Here is a 17,519-nt window from a genome sequence, read left to right as displayed (position 1 = left end):
GGCTCGCGGGCGGCCGCGGCGGTCGCCGCGGCCCCCGCGACGCCGCCATAGATTCATTGTCACCCCCGTCGTGGCGGCAGTCGGGAATGGGGAACCGACTGCTCGCGGGGCTACTCGTCCTCGCACTGGTGAGCGCCGGGACCGTCGCCGGAACGACGATGGGGAGAGCACAGCACGGAGGGCAATCGACGGCCGCGACAGCGGCCGCAGCCGCGCCCACCGAAATCACGTCGTGTACGACCATCTCGGAGCCGGGACGATACGTGCTCGCGGCCGACTTGCAGAACAGAGACGCGAACACCTGCATCCGAATCCGGGCCAGCGACGTCGTCCTCGACGGGAACGGCCACGTCGTCGACGGGAGGGCGTCGCCCGACGCCGACCGACTCTCCCGGCAGTTCTTCGCCGGCCGCGCGAACCCGCTGGCCCCGCGAACGAGCGTCGGCGTCGCCGCGACCGGGGACCGACGCCGCTCGAACGTCACGGTGACCGACCTTCGGGTAACCGACTGGCGGTGGGGCGTGGTCGCGAACGGACTCCGGAGCAGTCGCATCGTCGACGTCCGTGCCTCGAACGTCGGCTTCGGCGTCGTCTCGGCCCGGTCGTGGGGCGTCCGAATCGCCGACGTCGCCGCGGTCGACAACGCCGTGGTGGGCGTCGGCCTGTTCGAGGCCGCCCGGAGTCGACTGGCGAACGTCACCGCCTCGGGCAACGGCCTCGTCGGCGTCTACCGGTCCGGCGGCCGGAACGCGACCCTCTCGGCGGTGGTCGCGCGGAACAACGACCTCGCGGGCGTGTTGCTCGACGGGACGACCGACGCCGACCTCGCGGGCGCGAACGCCTCGGGCAACCGAATCGGCGTCTACCTGTTCGGCGCGACCGGAACCGACGTGACGGGGGCGACCGCCGTCGACAACCGGCTTGCGGGCGTCTACGCGATCGACGCCGCGGGCACGACGATTCGGGACGGCGTCGCCGCTCGAAACCGACTCGCCGGCGTCCTGCTGGAGAACACGACCGGGAGTCGCGTCATGGGCACGAACGCCTCCGACAATCGAATCGGCGTCTTCGCCGCCAACGGGACGGGGACGACGATTCGGGACGGCACCGCCCGGCGGAACCGACTCGCCGGCGTCCTTTTCCAGGAGGTCGCGAACGGACGGGTGGTCGGCGCGAACGCCTCGCGGAACCAGCAGTACGGCGTCTTCCTGTACGGGACCGCCGGCGCGACCGTCGTCGACTCGAACGCCAGCGACCAGTTCGCCGGCGTCTACGTCGCCAACGCGACCGGCGGAGCCGTCGTCGACAACGTCGTCCTGAACACGAGTTTCGCCGGCGTCTACGTCACCAACTCCACGGGCGTCCGGGTGGCGAACAACCGCAACGGACTGATGACGTTCGAATCGACCGACGACGGCATCGGCGAGGAGGGCGGCATCCGCCACGACGAGGACATCGCGGTGAACCAGTCCAACGGCCTAACCGACGACGAACTCCGTCGGTACGTCTACCGGTCCATCGCCCGAGTCGAGCACCTCCGGCAATTGGAGTTCACCGAGTCGATTACGCTCGACGTGGTCGACCGCGACCGGTTCGAGCGGCAGGCGGCCGCCACGCCGAGCGTCGGCGGCGAGCAGTCGGCCTGGGAGAACCAGTACTGGGAGGCGCTGTTCGTCGCCGGCGAGGACCGCAACGCCACGCAGATACTCGAGAACGAGAGCACCCGGATTCTGGGGTCGTACTACCGGGACTCCCGGCGGCTGACCCTCGTCTCCGACGCTGACCCGCCGGTCGTCGACGGCACGACGCTCGTCCACGAACTCGTCCACGCACTCCAGGGCCAGCACTTCGACGTCGACCGACCGGGCGACCGACCCCGGTCCGAGGACGAACTGCGCGGGAGCCTCGGCCTGACCGAGGGCGACGCCGAGTACGTCGCCATGCTGTACGAGAAGTACTGCGGCGTCGTCTGGAACTGCGTCCAGACGCCGTCGAAGACGCCCCCCGGCGGCGAAGTTCCGGCGGACCGCAACTTCGCGCGCCGGGCCATCGTCCTCTCGCCGTACTCCGACGGCCCGCAGTTGATCGCGACCCTGCGCGAGCGGGGCGGCTGGGCGGCGGTCGACGAGGCGTACGAGCACCCCCCGAATAGCACCGAGCAGTTCCTCCACCCCGAGCGCCGGAACGAGACGCCGGTCCCCCTGGCGTTCGAGAGCACCGCCCGCGACGGCTGGCAGGAGTTCGACCCGGAGAACCTCACCGGGCCGACCCGGGACGGCCGGACGACGGTGGGCGAGGTGGGCATCTTCGCGATGTTCTGGTACCAGGGGTACGAGTACGGAATCCCGGTCGTGAGCGTGGAGAACCACCTGGTGCCCAACGACGCTCCCTTCGACCTCTACAACTACACCAGTCCGCCGTCGGTCGGCTGGGGCAACGACGTGCTGGTCCCCTACCGGAAGGAGACGCCGAACGGGACCGCGTACGGCTACGTCTGGCAGACGGCGTGGGACACGCCGCGGGACGCCGAGGAGTTCCACCGGGCGTACCGTCGGACGCTCCTGGGCCACGGCGCGGAGCAGGTCGGCCCGAACACGTGGGTCATTGAGTCGGGACCGTTCGCCGACGCCTTCCGTGTGGTCCGGAACGGGACGAGCGTGACCGTCGTGAACGCCCCGACCGTGGAGGCGCTCGACGACCTCCGGCCGAACCTCGGCGCCGACGCCGACGCCGCGGCGTCGGCGTCGCCGAACGGGACCGCGACGAACGGGACGGCATCACCGAGCGAAACTACCACGGCGACGGAAGCCGCCGATTCCGCGAGCGCGCCGAACTGAACGTCCGGTGAATCGGGCGGCGTGAGCACGCCGCCCGATTCCGTAGTCGGCCGACGCGAGCGCACCCGGCCGTCATCAGTCGGCGCGCGTTCGCCGACTCCCCCGACGCGAGGGGTCGAGCGGGGAGTCGCGTCGGTCACCGGTTTCAAGGACCTCGAAACCGTGTTTCCCTCCGATGCGAAGACGCACGCAAGTTCTCACGGGGGTACTGGTGCTCGCGCTCGTCAGCGGCGGAGTGATCGGCGCGGTCGGCGCGACCGCGCTCGCTCCGGCCGTCGACGGGGGTGAGCTGATTCCGGGCGCCGAAGGGGCGGCGACCGACGGAGGAACGGCCGCCGCGGCGGCGGAAACCGCGACCGGGTCGGCCGCCGGCGCGCCGCTGGTCCAGCAGGAGCCGACCTGTAACTACCGGTCGCTGTACGACCAGGCCATCGGGTCGGTCGTCACGATACAGGTCCAGACGCCGCGGGGCGGCGGACTCGGCTCCGGGTTCGTCTACGACGACCAGGGCCGCATCGTCACGAACCAGCACGTCGTGGCCAACGCCACCTCGGTCGAGGTTCAGTTCAACCAGGGCCAGTGGCGGACCGCCGAGGTCGTCGGCACCGACGCCTACAGCGACCTCGCGGTCCTCGACGTGAACAACGTCCCGAACTACGCCGACCCGCTCGCGCTGAACGGTAGCGGCCCGCAACCGGGTCAGCCGGTCGCCGCGCTGGGGAGTCCGCTCGGCCTCCAGGGAACCATCACCGGCGGCATCGTCAGCGCGGTGAACCGCTCGCTGCCCGCCGGCGGCGCGACCGGCCCGCAGTTCACGATACCCAACACCGTCCAGACCACCGCGGCCATCAACCCCGGCAACAGCGGGGGTCCGCTGATGAACTGCCGCGGGCAGGTCATCGGCGTCAACACCGCGGGCGCCCAGGGGAGCGACAACATCGGCTTCGCGGTCCCGGCCTCGCGGGTCCAGCGGGTCGTCCCGGCGCTCATCGAGGACGGCACGTACAACCACTCGTTCCTCGGCATCACGTCGACCGACGTGACGCCGACCGTCGCGCAGGCCAACGACCTGCGGGTCACCCGCGGCGTCCTCGTCGGCCAGGTGGTCCCGGGGTCGCCCGCCGACGGCGTCCTCCAGGGGAGCACCCGGACGGTGGAGGTGAACGGACAGCCGGTTCCGGTCGGCGGCGACGTGATACTCCGGGTGGCCGGCCAGCGAATCGGCTCTCAGGAGGACCTCGCCAGCGTCCTCGTCCAGAAGCGGCCGGGCGATACGGTCCGGATGACCATCCTCCGAGACGGCGAGCGCCAGCGGGTGACGGTGACGCTCGGCACTCGGCCCGACTCCGGAGCCTGACGGTCGAAGGACCGGCGTTCTACAGTTTTTAGCGACCTCCTGTCGAGAGCCGGGAGCGCCATCTACGAGGAGCGTTCGCTGACGGTCGGCGGCGAAGCGACGGTCGACGTCGGCGTTCCCTCGTCCTCACTGCCCAAACACCCTGCGAGAAACGTTCCCGTGCGCTTACCGTTTCCGACCGCCGCGAGTCGCCTCCCTACTCCGACCCCTCTATGCGGCCGTGAACCACGTAGAAGCCGACCAGTAACGCAACCAGCAACAGCGCGTACACGCCGGCGATGATGATGGCCTTCGAGGGGACGTACTCGTCGGGTTTGAACGTGATAATCTGTCGGACGACCGCGATGAGGCCGGCGTGCATCACGGCGACGACGACGCTCTGTTCTTCGACGTACGCGACGATCGTCTTGTAGAGTTCGACCACGACGAACAGGTAGAGCACCACGTCGACGGCCGACCGGATCAGCGTGAGCGTGGCGTCGGGGTTCGTGACGTCGCGCGCGAGGAAGAACCGACCGACGATGAGGCCGAGGTCGATGACCCCGACGGCGAGCAGGACGACGAGGAATCCGGCGATGAGCGTCTGGAAGAACGCGACGCTCCGCTCCAACCAACCCGTGGCGCGAGAGGCGTCCATGGTACCGTTCTCGGCGGCAAGACACATTAGTCGTGGGACGGCGACGGGGAGGGACGAGACGACCGGCGATCCGTGATAGCTGATGGCAAGCCGCTCGCAGAGCGGAACTTCCCGCTCGAACGGACGGCGCCGTGCAGGTCGACCTGTGCGGGATGGCGGTACGCCATCGAAGCGTGGGTTCGGACGCCAACGGTCGCCTCCGAACCGTCCGAGAAAATCACGGTCCGTTCTCCTCGATTTCCGCAGGGGCCACGGACTATCCGCAAGACTGAACGTCGATCTCCGGAACGACCGACCCGGAACCGTTCGCGAGGACGCGAACGACGACCGCGTCCGTCTTTCCGTCCTCGTCGGCGCACGTGATGGAGAGCGTCTCACGGGCGGTCGCGTTCGTTCCGTCGACCGAGACCCGAACGCTGTATTTCTGGTCCGCTCCGACGTTTCGTAGCGCGTTCGTCGTCTCGACGCGATACCCGTCGTTCGGTTCGCGGGCGGGCAGATCGACTCGTTGCCTCCAGATTCGTTTGCCCCGCTGGCGGTGAACGGCGACCGTGACGGTGCGGAGTTGGTCCGTCAAGTTGACGACGGAGAGGTCGACCGACCCCGGCCGGCGGGAGGCGGAACAGCCCGCGAGGGTAGCGGCGACCGCTCCACTACCGGCGCGGAGGAACGTCCGTCGGGAGAAAGTGGAGGGCATCGACGATTCGTTCGAAAGCGTCGGCGAAGTAATTTTCGGGGAGCACGTCCGTTCTACCGCCGTCAGAAAAACTCGTCGCTGGGTCGAGATCAGTCCTCGATGCCGATCTTCGTGCCGGAGTCGGCCTCGTCGTCCTCATCCCGGGCCACGAGGGGCAGGTGGACTTCGAGGACGCCGTTGCGGTACGAGGCGGTGATCTCGTCCTCCTCGATCTCCTCGGGGACGGTCACGCTCTCGGCGACCTTGCGCGAGCGGGCGAAGCCGACGTTGGCGACTTCGCCCGTCTCGCCCGTCATCTCCTCGGCGTCGCGGACCTCGTGTTCGGCAGCGATGGTCAGCGTGCCGTCGTCGAAGGTGAGGTCGATCTCCTCCTTCTCGAACCCCGGCAGGTCGGCGACGAGGACGTACTCGCCCTCGCGCTCGGTCAGGTCGAGGTTCGCGTCACCGCGTCCGCGAGTGCGTACGTCGAGGCCGTCGAACGGCCCGCCGACGTTCCACATCCGGGTTCGCATCTGTTCGAACATGCGGTCCATCTCCTCGAATGGGTCGTATCGAGCCATTGTGGATTACCGCACATCTATAGACCTCCCGAGAAGATAAAGTTGGCGAGAAGTAGTAGGACAGCGCTCGATACGCCATTATTCCGGACTTGATCTAAATTCGGTGGCGGTCGTGTCTGTCTTCTCGGGGACTTTTCCGTCGTTCACATCGGAAAATTCATATCGGAGATGGAGTTGCGATTCTCATGAATCGCCGCGTGTTCGTCTCCGCTGGAACGGCAGCTATCGTCACGCTTCTCACGGGCTGTCAGGCGCTTCGATCGAACTCGGCAAAGCCGGACTTTTCGATAACCTCGGCGCGAACGTATCATCTTTCCGACGGGGAGTTCGTGGCGACGGTTCACATCGAGAAGAACGGCGAAGGCGAAAGCGTGGCGCACCTTCGATGGGAGATCGACGTCGGTAAATACGTACAGGCCACCGAAGAGAAATTCGTGATACCGAAAGGAGTGCCCGACAAGACGGTCGCACTGTTCGTCGGAGCGTCCAGCGATTCCTCTCCAGAGACGGTCGGGAAATCGAGGGTGAAACTGATTCGAGAAGCGTTCCCGGATTCGAAGTGGATTACGGCCGAACTGCAGACCGATTGACCGCTGAATAGGTTCCGTACGAGCGCCGCCTCAGTCGAACAGGCCGTCCTCCTCGAACACGTCCTTGAGTTCCTCCATCGTCGAAACCGTCAGGTCGCAGGCGGGCCGGACCGCGGGCTTGGGGACGAAGCCGATGGCCTGGCCGGCAATCTCGAGCATCGGGAGGTCGTTGGCGCCGTCGCCGACCGCGACGGTGTCGCGGATGTCTATCTCGCGCTCGGCCGCGAGGCGTTCGAGCGCGTCGTCCTTGGTGCCCTCGATGAGCGGCCCCTCGACCTCGCCGGTGAGTTCGCCGTCTACGATGGGCAGACGGTTGGCGACGATGGTGTCGACCGAGACGCCCTCGCGCGCCAGCGCCTTCTCGACGCCGCGTTCGAACCCGCCGGTGAGGACGGCGGTGGTCACGCCCGCCTCGTTGAGTTCCCGGATGAGCGTCCCGGCGTCGGTCCGGAGGTAGACGTCGTCGAAGGCCGCCTCGGCGTCCTCCTCCGAGAGGCCCTTCAGCAGGGCCGCCCGGTCGCGGAGGCTCTTGGCGTAGCTAATCTCGTCGTTCATCGCTCGCTCGGTGATGTCGGCCATCTCGTCGGCGACTCCCATCCGCTCGCCGAGCAGGACCGTCATCTCCGAGTCCGAGAGCGTCCCGTCGAAGTCGAACGCGACCAGCGTCATGTGTGGGCCGGTTCGCGGGCCGGGGGCTTGAAACGTCGGGACTCGGCGATATTGGAGGAATCGAACGACGGGAAGTGACGACCTGGAAGTGAGCGACGTAAAGCCACAGCCGGAGACGAACGACGCGAAGCGTTCTACTCGCACTCCCTCGAAGGAGAATTTTGGGTGAGTGAGGCGTCCTGCTCGCACTCCGTCGAAGGGTATGCTTGGTGAGTGAAGCGTTCTGCTCGCACGATACAAATGAATAACCGCACCGCCACAGCCACACGCCTCCCCAGCCGATTCGCTCACTGCGTTCGCTCATCCCTCGCGCGGATTGGTCGCGGCACGAGGCCGCGACCGCACGCGCCACGCCAGACGTGAGAGTGCGCGAAGCTGACCCAGGTTACGGCGCGCGAAAACGCGGCGCGGAGCGCCGCGTTCGTGCGAGGGATGACCGAGTGAGCGCCAGCGAACGAGGGAATCGGCTGGGGAGGTATGTGGCTGCGGTTACTCATAGTCATCGGGAGTAGCTAGCTGCTTCGACACTCCAGTTTCGTACACGCTCACCCACATCTTGCCCCATCAGATATCATCCGCCCACCCCTCGTCCCCGACCACGCACTATCGCCGGAAGAGTCAGCGTTTAACGCCCGCCACACATACCACCGGACAATGACTGCCTTCCCCGAGTTCGAGGTGATTCCGGCGGTGGACATGCAGGACGGCGAGGTCGTCCAGTTGGTCCAGGGCGAGCGCGGCACCGAGAAGACCTACGGCGACCCCGTGGAAGCGGCCGAGCAGTGGGTCGAACGGGGCGCAGAGACGCTCCACCTCGTCGACCTCGACGGCGCGTTCGAGGGCGAGCGAGCGAACGCCGACGCGGTCGAGCGCATCCTCGACGCCGTCTCCGTGGACGTGCAACTCGGCGGGGGCATCCGGACCGCGGAGGACGCGATAGACCTGCTGGAGCGGGGCGTCGATCGCGTCATCCTCGGCACCGCCGCGGTCGAGGACCCCGACCTCGTCGCCGAAATCTCGGAGTCCCATCCCGGCGCCGTCACCGTGAGTCTCGACGCGAAGGACGGCGAGGTCGTCGTCGCCGGGTGGACCGAGGGGACCGGCCTCGACCCCGCGGAGGCGGCGGCGCGCTACGAGGACCTGGGCGCGGGCGCCATCCTGTTCACCGACGTGGACGTCGAGGGCAAGTTAGAGGGCGTCCAGACGGACCGCGTGCGAGAGGTGGTCGAGGCGGTCGACATCCCGGTAATCGCCTCGGGCGGCGTCGCGACGCTGGACGACGTGCGGGCGCTCCGGGAGGCCGGCGCGGCCGCGGTGGTCGTCGGCACCGCGCTCTACGAGGGGGAGTTCACGCTCGAAGACGCGATGGCGGCCTGAGCTAAGGAAACCGGCGGGCGAACCTCCGAGGCGAGCGCGGAGGGCAACGTCCATAGTCCTCCGGCCTAATGCTGGCACATGGCAGACCGCACGGCCGCCGTCGCGCGCGAGACGGCGGAGACCGACATCGAAGTGACGCTGGACGTCGACGGCGACGGCGAGTCGACGGTCGAGACGGGCGTGGGCTTCTTCGACCACATGCTGGAGAGTTTCGCCAAGCACGGCCTGTTCGACCTGACGGTGCGCTGTGACGGCGACCTCGACATCGACGACCACCACACCGTCGAGGACGTGGCCATCGCGCTCGGCCGGGCGTTCGACGAGGCGCTGGGCGACAAGCGCGGCATCGAGCGCTTCGCCGACCGGAAGGTCCCGCTGGACGAGGCGGTGGCCTCGGTCGTCGTGGACGTGAGCGGGCGACCCCTCTTCGAGTTCGACGGCGAGTTCTCGCAGGCGACGGTGGGCGGGATGACCAGTCACATGGCGAAGCACTTCTTCCGCTCGCTGGCGACGAACGCGGGACTGACGCTCCACGTGAGCGTTCGCGGGGAGAACGCCCACCACGAGATAGAGGCGATGTTCAAGTCGGCGGCGCGGGCGCTCGACGACGCGACGAGAATCGACGAGCGGCGCGGCGACGTGGCGAGTACGAAGGGGCAGTTGTAGCCGCCCGAAACGGTAGTTCGGTATCGAGCGTTCGCCGGAGAAGTAGCCGAACGATTCGGACGCACTTGAAACCGGAGAAGCGGAAGCTCACTCCTCGGCCTCGGTGGTAATCTCGTACACGTCGCCGCGGTACTCGACGAACCCGGATTCGCGGAAGCCGAAGGGCGGACGAGTCGAGTCGTACTCCGCTATCGTCACCGAGCGCGCGTCGTACCGGTCGAGTAGCCCCAGCGCGTCGCGCAACTGGTCCCGGCGGAGCACCTGCTCGGCGACGAGGCGCTGCGGGTCGGCATCCGCGGGGACGCTGTCCACGCGGGCGAGCGTGTACTTGGCGAGGCGACTGTGCTCGCCGCCCGCGTCGCCGCGTTCCGCGGTCGCCAGGAGCGAGTCGCCGTCCCGCTCGACGGCGGTGAGCGCATCGCCGGGCGTCACCTCGACGGGGTCGCCGAGCAGGTCGAACGCGACCGCGCGGACGGCGCTCCCCCACGTCCCGACTTCCAACGCGTACCGACCGCCGCCCAGGTGCCCCACGTCGTACCCTCGGTCGCACGGGACCGGGTCGCCGCGGAAGACCCGGAGTGTGTAGGGTTTCGTGTCGCCGGGAGAGAGGTGACTCAGCGGCTGCGGCGTCTCGGGCGGCGCGATGCGATACCACTCGCCGCCGCGGAGTTTATACAGGTGCCACTCCAGCGGATTACCCTCGACCTGGTCGTGCGAGCGGTTGACCAACTCGAAGTCCAGGCGACCCGGTATCACGGCCTCCTCCACGGTCGGTCGGAGATACGTCTCGGTCGTCGCGTCGGCCTCGTGATGCCACGCCGTCCCCGCGTCGCGCGGGAGCGGCGGGAGCGCGACCCCCTCGAACGCCGACCCCTCGGCGGGACCGGGCGCGTCGGCGTCCCAGACCGAAATCGAGAACCCGCCGTCCGAACCGCCGAATCGGTACCGCCCCGTCGGGAACCCCTCGGTGTCGGCGTGACACAGCAGGTGGTACTCGCCGGTAATCGACTCCTCGGGGTCGAGCCAGAGCGACGCCGGCTGTTCCGGGGGGACTTCGGCCGCGTGCCAGTATCCGTCGTCGCCGCGTTCGTAGCTCGTCCGCTCGTCGACGAGCGGGTGGTCCGCCGTCGGTGCGAGATACACCGTCGCCGACGCACCCGCGCGCTCTCGGAGCCGAGAGCTACAGACTCCGTGGAACGGCGGAAGCGAGCGCGTCCGGAACTTCGCGCGGAACTCGTTGCGGTTCGTCAGCGTCGCGCGGAGTTCGGCCGGGCGTTCGGGCGTCGCGGTGGCGACCCACTCGACGGAAACCGTCGCCCCGCAGTCGTCGCCGAACGCTATCGGGAAGAGGGAGACGACTCGGGGACCCGTCTCCAGGTCGACGACGTCTGACCGGGCGGGGAACATCGGGGTAGACGACTCGTCGCAGCTAAATCAAACTACTCCCGCCGTGGGAGTGATTCTCGGCACGTGAGGTGGGATGCGGGTACAGCCGTCGTCGGTCCCGGAACAATAGCCGGTACTACGATTGCTTCGTTCAGAACAGCATCCGAGACTGAACTGCCAGTGGGGGTAAGTACGTGGTGGAACCCGTCGCTGACTCACGTCGTGACCGATTTGGGAGAATCGTATCCGCTAACGGGCACGGGAGAGATACTCAGCGCCAGATGGCCAACTGTTCCCATCGAATCCCGACGTGTCGTTCGCGCTGGAACAGATAGATGACGGAGGTGACGAAGATCGAGCAGAGCGGCGTCGCGATAACGTAGAGCCACCAGTACGGCTGCCACTCGGCGTTCGACTGTTTGAGGATTTTCGCCTCGACGTAATAGCCGTAGAACGCCGCGAGAGTGCTCCCGAGGAACACCAGCAGTGAACCCACGATAACGTACCCGAAGAGATTCGCGCTCGTCCAGTAAAGCGGCGAACCGAACGACGAGGATGCGACTAGTACCAGCAACATGATTCCCGCCGTGAGTCCGAACAGTCCGCTTGCCAAGACGAGGAAATGCGCTCGCCACCATCCCGACTCTTCGATTGTCCGGTGGGGCGTCTGCTCCGGGTCTGCCGTCGGGATTTCGTCGTCGAATCGTTTCGAGTTGCGCCCCGCGTTTTCGGCCATACGGCCGCTGGAATCTGTAATAAGTTAGTTATCTTCCGCCTGAACAACTACAAGAATAGTCTACAACTTACGGTCTTTCTTCCGACGTGGAATCCGCGCGGTACGTACCGCTCCGTTCACTCAGCGAACCAGATACGCCTCACAGCGACCGGCGAAGCGCCGAGAGACAACACCACTAAGCCCCCTCCAACCCCATCACCTACAAACAGATGTTCGACGAGATTATGCAGAAGTTCGAGGGAAGCCCCTCCCAGCAAGCCGTCATACGCCTGCTCCTCGAACGCGGCTTCTCGGTCAACGACGACGGCCGGGTCGTCTCGGGCGGCATCGAGATTCCCAACACCCAGATCGCCCGCGAAATCGACGTGGACCGCCGGGTGGTCGACTCCACGACGGACGCCATCCTCGCCGACGAGCAGTTGCGGCGCATCTTCCAGAACATCTCCTCGATTCCGAGCCTGATGGACCTGGCGCCCGTGCTCGACCTGACGGTGCTGACCATCGACGTGGCCGACGCCGACGAACCCGGCATCGTCGCCACCGTCACCGGCCTGCTCGCCGAACACGACATCTCGATTCGCCAGACCATCAGCGAGGACCCGGAGTTCACCGACGAACCCCGACTCTACCTCGTCACCGACGCCGACATCCCCGGCGACGTGTTGAACGAACTGAAGAACCTCGGCTTCGTCAGGAAGATAGAACTGAAGTAGCGCTCGGCGTCCGCGTTCGCTTCCCGCTTCTGCGACACCCATCGCGAACGGCCCGTCGGCGAGTCGATATTTACGGCTGGCCGGCCAATCTCCCCGCATGAGCGTACTCCCCGAGGACCGCGAGCGACTCGCCTGGTGGGCGTTCACGTTCGCGGTGGTGGGCGTGTTCGCGTTCGTCCTCTGGGCGTTCGTCGGCACGGTCGTGCTGGGGATATTCATCTACTACGGGATGCGGCCGGTCTACCGGCGACTGCGGGGCGTGTTCTCCTCCGACGTCGCCGCCGACGTGACCGTCCTGCTGGTTTCCCTCCCGGTGTTCGCGCTGGTCGGCTACACCGCGTTCGTCGGCCTCCAGGAACTCAGTCAGTTCACCGGCGCGCCGCTGTCGTCGTTCGCCCGGTTCGTCCCCGGCACCCCCGAACAAGCGACCGCGCTGGCCGAGGACCTCCAGAAGGCCCTCGGCCCGCAACCGACCCAGACGCCCCGCGAGAAGATGCTCTCGACGGCTGTGTCGATCGGGAGCGCAGTGGCGACCGGCCTCGCCCACTTCGTGCTGTCGATGCTGCTGGCGTTCGTCCTTCTGCGCGAGGACCACCGCATCGCGGCGTGGTTCCGCGACCAGTTCGGCGCGAAGGGGTCGGCCGCCCACGCCTACGCGATGGCGGTCGACGACGACCTCCGGGAGGTGTACGTCGGCAACGTCCTGACCGTCTTCGTCGTGACCGGCCTGGGCGTCGTGGTCTACAACGGACTGAACGTGCTGGCGCCGGTGGCCTCCGACGGCGTCCCGGTCCCGACGCTGTTGGCGCTCCTGACCGGCGTGGCGACGCTGATTCCGCTCGTGGTCGGGAAGGTGGTCTACGTCCCCGTGGGCGCGTACATGGCCTACCAGGCCGTCAACGGCGGGGGTCCGGTGTGGTTCCCGCTGGTCTTCTTCGCGGTCTGCTTCCTGCTGTTGGACCTCCTGCCGGTGGCGGTGCTGCGGCCGTACATCGCGGGCCGGAACGTCCACGGCGGCCTGATGGTGTTCGCCTACGTCGGCGGCACGATGCTGTTCGGCTGGTACGGACTGTTCCTCGGCCCGCTGTTGGTCGTCGTCGCGGTCCACCTCGCGCGCATCGTCGTCCCCGAACTGGTCCACGGCGAGCCCGTCACCCGCCGGATTCAGGCCGCCGAGTCCATCGGGTCGACCCCGGACGAAGCGGCAGACGCAAGTGACCTCGCACCCGACGATGCGCCCGAAGACGTGACGAGCGACGAGAGTCCGGCCGGAAACGCGTCCCGGCGCGACGGAGGGACCGACTCGTGAGCGACGACGTCGACCGGAGCGACGAGACGTATCGCACCGTCGCCGGACGCGGCGAGGCCGCCTTCGAGGTTCGGGGCTCGGAGTTCGTCGGCCGCGCCGCGCCCGCCGAAGACCGCGAGGCGGCCGAGGCGTTCGTCGCCGAGGTTCAGGAGGCGTTCGCCGACGCGACCCACAACGTCCCCGCCTACCGCGTCCGGGCGGACCCCCTGCGCGAGTGGGCCAGCGACGACGGCGAACCGTCCGGGTCGGCCGGCAAGCCCGCGCTCAACGTCCTCCAGCAGGAGGGCGTCGAGAACGTCGCGGTGGTCGTGACCCGCTACTACGGCGGGACGAACCTCGGCGTCGGCGGCCTCGCGCGGGCCTACTCGCGGGCCGTCAAGGAGGCCCTCGAGGACGCCGGGACGGTCGAGGAGCGCCCCCACGAGCGGTTCTCGGTGACGGTCGAGTACGACGACTCGGGGACGGTGCGGGGGATAGTAGAGTCCGAGGGCGCGGAGTTCGACGCCGACTACGCCGAGCGGGTCACCTTGGACGTGCGCGTGCCCGTGGAGGAGGCCGAGGCGCTCCGCGACCGCATCCGGAGCGCGACCAGCGGGCGGGCCGAGATTACCGATTCCGGACAGGTCAGCTGACGCTCCCCTAGAATTAAGCCGCTTCTCCCGTAGCAAACCGTGCCATGTTCTAGCGTGGCAATGGAGAAACTATGGGGGAAAACGACGCGGGCTCGGGCGACGCCGAGCCGACGACCGAGGGAGACGCCGGGCGGAGCGACGAACGGAGCGCCGGGCGAGACGGGGAATCGAAACGGGGAACGAAACGACGGACGTTCCTGCGGGGGACCGCGGTCGCGCTGGGGGCGAGCGCCGCGCCCGCCGCCGCGCGGGAGCGCGCGACGGTCGACGGCGCGCCGCGGGCGACTCAGCCGGGGCAGGTCGAGACGGCCAGGAGCGACGACGGGATGGTGTCGTCGGTCCACCCGGCAGCCACCGAAATCGGGACGAACGTCCTGCGCGAGGGCGGGAACGCGGTCGACGCCGCGGCGGCGGTCCAGTTCGCGCTGAACGTGGTCCAGCCGCACAGTTCCGGCATCGGCGGCGGCGGGTTCATGCTCGTCTACGACGCCGACGAGGACGTGACCTACGCGGTGGACAACCGCGAACGCGCGCCCGCCGGAGCGAAACCGGGGATGTTCCTGAACGAGCAGGGCGACCCGATTCCGTTCGAGCGCCGACACAAGAGCGGTGACGCGGTCGGCGTGCCGGGGACGCTTCGGGCCATCGACGTGGCGCTCAAGCGCTTCGGCACCATGTCCATCGACGAACTGATCGGGCCGGCCGTCGAGTTGGCCGCGCCCGGCGGGCGGACGGCGACGGTCGACCAACATCTCGCCGAGACCATCGCCGAGGAGGTCGACAACTTCAACGAGGCCGCCCGGAACGTGTTCGTGCCGGGCGGACAGCCGTTGCAGGCCGGCGACGAACTGGTCCAACCCGACCTGGCGAAGACGTTTCGGCTCATTCGCGAGCGGGGCGTCAGCGCGTTCTACCGGGGCGAGATAGCGCGGGCCATCGCCGACACGGTCCAGCGGGCCGGCGGGAGCATGACCGTCGACGACCTGGCGGCGTACAACGTCACGATGGACCACCCCGACTACGTCGAGTACGAGGACGTGGTCGTCCGCACGATGTCGCTGCCGAGTTCCGGCGGCCTCACCGTCGGCCAGATACTCAAGATAACCGAGGAGTTCGACCTCGGACAGTACGGACCGCGGTCGGCCGAGCGGTACCACGCGCTCATCGAGACGTTCCACCGGTCGTACGCCGACCGGGGCGCGTTCATGGGCGACAAACTGTTCGTCGACGCGCCGTGGCAGGGCCTCCTCGACGAAGAGTACACCGACCAGCGCCGGAGCAAGATTCCGCTGTCTCAAGCCAGCAACCCGCCGTGGAAGCCGGGCGACCCGTGGTCGTACCAGCCAGGCGACCCCTACCGCATCGGGTCGCTGGTCGGCGGCGACGGCGTGGCCGGGCGACCGAGCCCGTCGGAATTCGACCTGAGCGACCTCGATTTGAGCCGCCTCGACGGCGAAACCGCGCGGCGACTGCTCGCGCTACTCGCGACGCTGCTGGCGATGAGCAAGCGCGGCGGGTCGAAGGGCGGAAGCGGAAACGCGACCGGGAGTTCGGCGCGGGCCGGCGGCGGGGTCGGGCGACGGCCGACACCGCTCGCGGTCGACCGGGGTCAGACGACCCACTTCACCACCGCCGACGGCGACGGCAACATGGTGTCGTGGACCAGCACCATCGAGCAGTTCTTCGGGACGAAGATGATGGTGCCGGGCTACGGCTTCATGCTGAACAACGAACTGACCGACTTCGACGCGACGCCCGGCGGCCCCAACGAGGTCCAGCCGAACAAGCGCCCGCTCAGTTCCACGAGTCCGACCATCGTGTTCAGCGACGGCGACCCGCTGATGACGCTCGGGTCGCCCGGCGGCAAGACCATCATCACGACCGTCGCCCAGATAATCCAGAACGTGGCGACGTACGACATGTCGCTACCGGCGGCCATCGCGGCACCGCGAATCTACAACGACGCCGACCCGGAGGTGTACTGGGAGCGGCGCGTCCCTCGCGGGGTGCGCGAGCGCCTCCGCCGACTCGGCCACCGGTTGCAGGACGAACCGACCGAACTCGGCAACGCCCAGGCCATCATGGTGCGGGACGGCACCTACCTCGGCGCGGCCGACTTCCGGCGCTCGGGCGCGGTCGACGGACCCGGGTCGTAGCCGACCCGCGACGTTCGCGCTTTTTTCTCGGGAAGTCCGACGGGTCGCGCTGGGGCGGGCTATCGCGCAGTCGCGGGCGACGCGACCGACCGCCCGCCGAGCAGTGCCACCAGCCACCCCGACAGGACGAACAGCCACGCGACCGAGAGGCCGACGCCGAGGACGACCGCCGCGACCTCGGCGGCGAAGGAGGAGACGCCGAGCGCGTCGCTCGCGGCGACGGTCGCGGCGTACGAGACGACGAGCGGCCAGCCGACGACCGCACCTAGCAGGCGCGTGACCGGGGAGAGCCACCCGGAGAGGCCGAGCGGCGACCCCGAGAAGACGACGTAGCCGAGCGCGAGCGAGACGCCGGCGAAGACCGCGAGCGTCGCGTCCGAGGGTCGGACCAGCGGTCGGGTCCACGCCGGGGCGGAACCACGGCGCGAACTGACGGTCGCCGCGACGGCGGCGGCCAGCACCGCGAGGGCGTAGCTCGCGACGACCGAGACGGCGGCGAGGCCGATTGTCCGCGTCGGGTCCGCCGACCCGACGCGCGCGGCGATATCGGCGTCTCGAGCGACGAACCACAGCAGCGGGTACAGCACCGCGGCGAACGGGAATGCGAGGCGTCGGTTCGGGCGGAGGAGGGAACCTGCGGAGCGGAGTGCGGCGGTCATGCGGGGGAGTTGCCCCGGCGGTCGCTTCAATCTTTTCACAGTTACGGGCCGGTGAGGGAGTCGGCGCCACGCGCCGACTCCCTCACCTCTCGGACACACAAGACATATCGCCCGACGCGCCGAATCGTCCGGACATGAGCGACGCCGCCGACACCGACGACGCCGACCCCGCCGTCGCGCTCGACTTCGGCGAGCGCGGTCGCATCCCCGCCGTCGCCCAGGACGCCGACACCGGCGAGGTGCTGATGCTGGCCTACGTCACGCCCGAGGCCGTCGAGAAGACCCGCGAAACCGGCCTGGCTCACTACTACTCGCGGAGTCGCGAGGAACTCTGGCAGAAGGGCGCAACCAGCGGTCACGTCCAGCGGGTCCAAGAGGTCCGGGTCGACTGCGACGGCGACGCGCTGCTCTACCTGGTCGACCAGGAGGGCGGGGCGTGTCACACCGGCTACGAGAGTTGCTTCTACCGCACCCTCGACGGCGACGTCGTCGGCGAGCGGGCGTTCGAACCCGACGAGGTCTACGAGTCGTAATCTGA

17 protein-coding genes are annotated in these 17,519 nt (G+C 68.3%); 10 read left to right on the top strand and 7 right to left on the bottom strand.

Going from position 1 to position 17,519, the window contains the following annotated elements:
* Window positions 1-86: 86 nt before the first annotated feature.
* Both NGM07_RS13230 and NGM07_RS13225 read left to right on the top strand, forming a co-directional pair.
* Window positions 87-2,837 (top strand): Hvo_1808 family surface protein, encoded by a 2,751-nt coding sequence (locus NGM07_RS13230; protein ID WP_253512289.1) that lies wholly within the window; start codon window positions 87-89, stop codon window positions 2,835-2,837.
* A gap of 175 nt (window positions 2,838-3,012) precedes the next feature.
* Window positions 3,013-4,194: a S1C family serine protease gene (locus NGM07_RS13225; RefSeq protein WP_253512287.1), complete on the top strand. Its 1,182-nt coding sequence runs from the start codon at window positions 3,013-3,015 to the stop codon at window positions 4,192-4,194.
* A gap of 196 nt (window positions 4,195-4,390) precedes the next feature.
* Here the strand turns inward: NGM07_RS13225 and NGM07_RS13220 are convergent, their stop codons facing one another.
* From NGM07_RS13220 to NGM07_RS13210, 3 genes are all read right to left on the bottom strand, one after another.
* The gene (locus NGM07_RS13220) at window positions 4,391-4,831 is read right to left on the bottom strand and encodes a phosphate-starvation-inducible PsiE family protein (RefSeq protein WP_253512284.1); all 441 of its coding nucleotides are present in this window, start codon (window positions 4,829-4,831) and stop codon (window positions 4,391-4,393) included.
* A 256-nt stretch (window positions 4,832-5,087) separates the two neighbouring features.
* The gene (locus NGM07_RS13215) at window positions 5,088-5,528 is read right to left on the bottom strand and encodes a hypothetical protein (protein ID WP_253512281.1); all 441 of its coding nucleotides are present in this window, start codon (window positions 5,526-5,528) and stop codon (window positions 5,088-5,090) included.
* 89 nt (window positions 5,529-5,617) lie between these two features.
* The gene (locus NGM07_RS13210) at window positions 5,618-6,088 is read right to left on the bottom strand and encodes an Hsp20/alpha crystallin family protein (protein ID WP_253512279.1); all 471 of its coding nucleotides are present in this window, start codon (window positions 6,086-6,088) and stop codon (window positions 5,618-5,620) included.
* 185 nt (window positions 6,089-6,273) lie between these two features.
* On the opposite strand from NGM07_RS13210, the gene NGM07_RS13205 reads away from it, so the two are divergent.
* Complete coding sequence (locus tag NGM07_RS13205; RefSeq protein WP_253512276.1) at window positions 6,274-6,678, top strand: hypothetical protein; 405 nt, start codon at window positions 6,274-6,276, stop codon at window positions 6,676-6,678.
* Window positions 6,679-6,708: 30 nt separating this feature from the next.
* On the opposite strand, the gene serB is transcribed toward NGM07_RS13205, so the two are convergent.
* Window positions 6,709-7,347, bottom strand: a complete 639-nt coding sequence (serB, locus tag NGM07_RS13200; RefSeq protein ID WP_253512274.1) for a phosphoserine phosphatase SerB — start codon at window positions 7,345-7,347, stop codon at window positions 6,709-6,711.
* 654 nt (window positions 7,348-8,001) lie between these two features.
* On the opposite strand from serB, the gene hisA reads away from it, so the two are divergent.
* Entirely contained in the window at window positions 8,002-8,724 is a 723-nt protein-coding gene (gene hisA, locus NGM07_RS13195) for a 1-(5-phosphoribosyl)-5-[(5-phosphoribosylamino)methylideneamino]imidazole-4-carboxamide isomerase (RefSeq protein WP_253512271.1), read from the top strand.
* Window positions 8,725-8,802: 78 nt separating this feature from the next.
* Window positions 8,803-9,390 carry an imidazoleglycerol-phosphate dehydratase HisB gene (gene hisB / locus NGM07_RS13190; RefSeq protein ID WP_253512268.1) on the top strand — a complete coding sequence of 196 codons (588 nt, stop codon included), beginning with the start codon at window positions 8,803-8,805 and terminating at the stop codon, window positions 9,388-9,390.
* An 87-nt stretch (window positions 9,391-9,477) separates the two neighbouring features.
* Here hisB and NGM07_RS13185 read toward each other — a convergent pair whose 3' ends face one another.
* Both NGM07_RS13185 and NGM07_RS13180 read right to left on the bottom strand, forming a co-directional pair.
* Entirely contained in the window at window positions 9,478-10,797 is a 1,320-nt protein-coding gene (locus tag NGM07_RS13185; RefSeq protein WP_253512266.1) for a hypothetical protein, read from the bottom strand.
* A gap of 250 nt (window positions 10,798-11,047) precedes the next feature.
* Window positions 11,048-11,512 (bottom strand): hypothetical protein, encoded by a 465-nt coding sequence (locus tag NGM07_RS13180; RefSeq protein WP_253512263.1) that lies wholly within the window; start codon window positions 11,510-11,512, stop codon window positions 11,048-11,050.
* A 209-nt stretch (window positions 11,513-11,721) separates the two neighbouring features.
* On the opposite strand from NGM07_RS13180, the gene trpY reads away from it, so the two are divergent.
* From trpY to NGM07_RS13160, 4 genes are all read left to right on the top strand, one after another.
* The gene (gene trpY, locus NGM07_RS13175; RefSeq protein ID WP_253512260.1) at window positions 11,722-12,225 is read left to right on the top strand and encodes a TrpY family transcription regulator; all 504 of its coding nucleotides are present in this window, start codon (window positions 11,722-11,724) and stop codon (window positions 12,223-12,225) included.
* Between the two features lie 97 nt (window positions 12,226-12,322).
* Entirely contained in the window at window positions 12,323-13,534 is a 1,212-nt protein-coding gene (locus NGM07_RS13170; RefSeq protein WP_253512257.1) for an AI-2E family transporter, read from the top strand.
* Window positions 13,531-14,166, top strand: a complete 636-nt coding sequence (locus NGM07_RS13165; RefSeq protein ID WP_253512254.1) for an IMPACT family protein — start codon at window positions 13,531-13,533, stop codon at window positions 14,164-14,166. Before NGM07_RS13170 ends, NGM07_RS13165 begins: the two co-directional genes overlap by 4 nt.
* 71 nt (window positions 14,167-14,237) lie before the next feature.
* Entirely contained in the window at window positions 14,238-16,322 is a 2,085-nt protein-coding gene (locus NGM07_RS13160) for a gamma-glutamyltransferase family protein (protein WP_253512250.1), read from the top strand.
* 59 nt (window positions 16,323-16,381) lie between these two features.
* Here NGM07_RS13160 and NGM07_RS13155 read toward each other — a convergent pair whose 3' ends face one another.
* Entirely contained in the window at window positions 16,382-16,981 is a 600-nt protein-coding gene (locus NGM07_RS13155) for a hypothetical protein (protein ID WP_253512247.1), read from the bottom strand.
* A 134-nt stretch (window positions 16,982-17,115) separates the two neighbouring features.
* On the opposite strand from NGM07_RS13155, the gene hisI reads away from it, so the two are divergent.
* Window positions 17,116-17,514 carry a phosphoribosyl-AMP cyclohydrolase gene (gene hisI / locus NGM07_RS13150; protein WP_253512244.1) on the top strand — a complete coding sequence of 133 codons (399 nt, stop codon included), beginning with the start codon at window positions 17,116-17,118 and terminating at the stop codon, window positions 17,512-17,514.
* The last annotated feature ends 5 nt before the right edge of the window (window positions 17,515-17,519 follow it).

The organism is Halorussus vallis, from assembly GCF_024138165.1.
Lineage (GTDB): Archaea > Halobacteriota > Halobacteria > Halobacteriales > Haladaptataceae > Halorussus > Halorussus vallis.
Note: the sequence above shows the minus strand (reverse complement) of the source record. Positions and strands in the feature narration are given on the sequence as shown.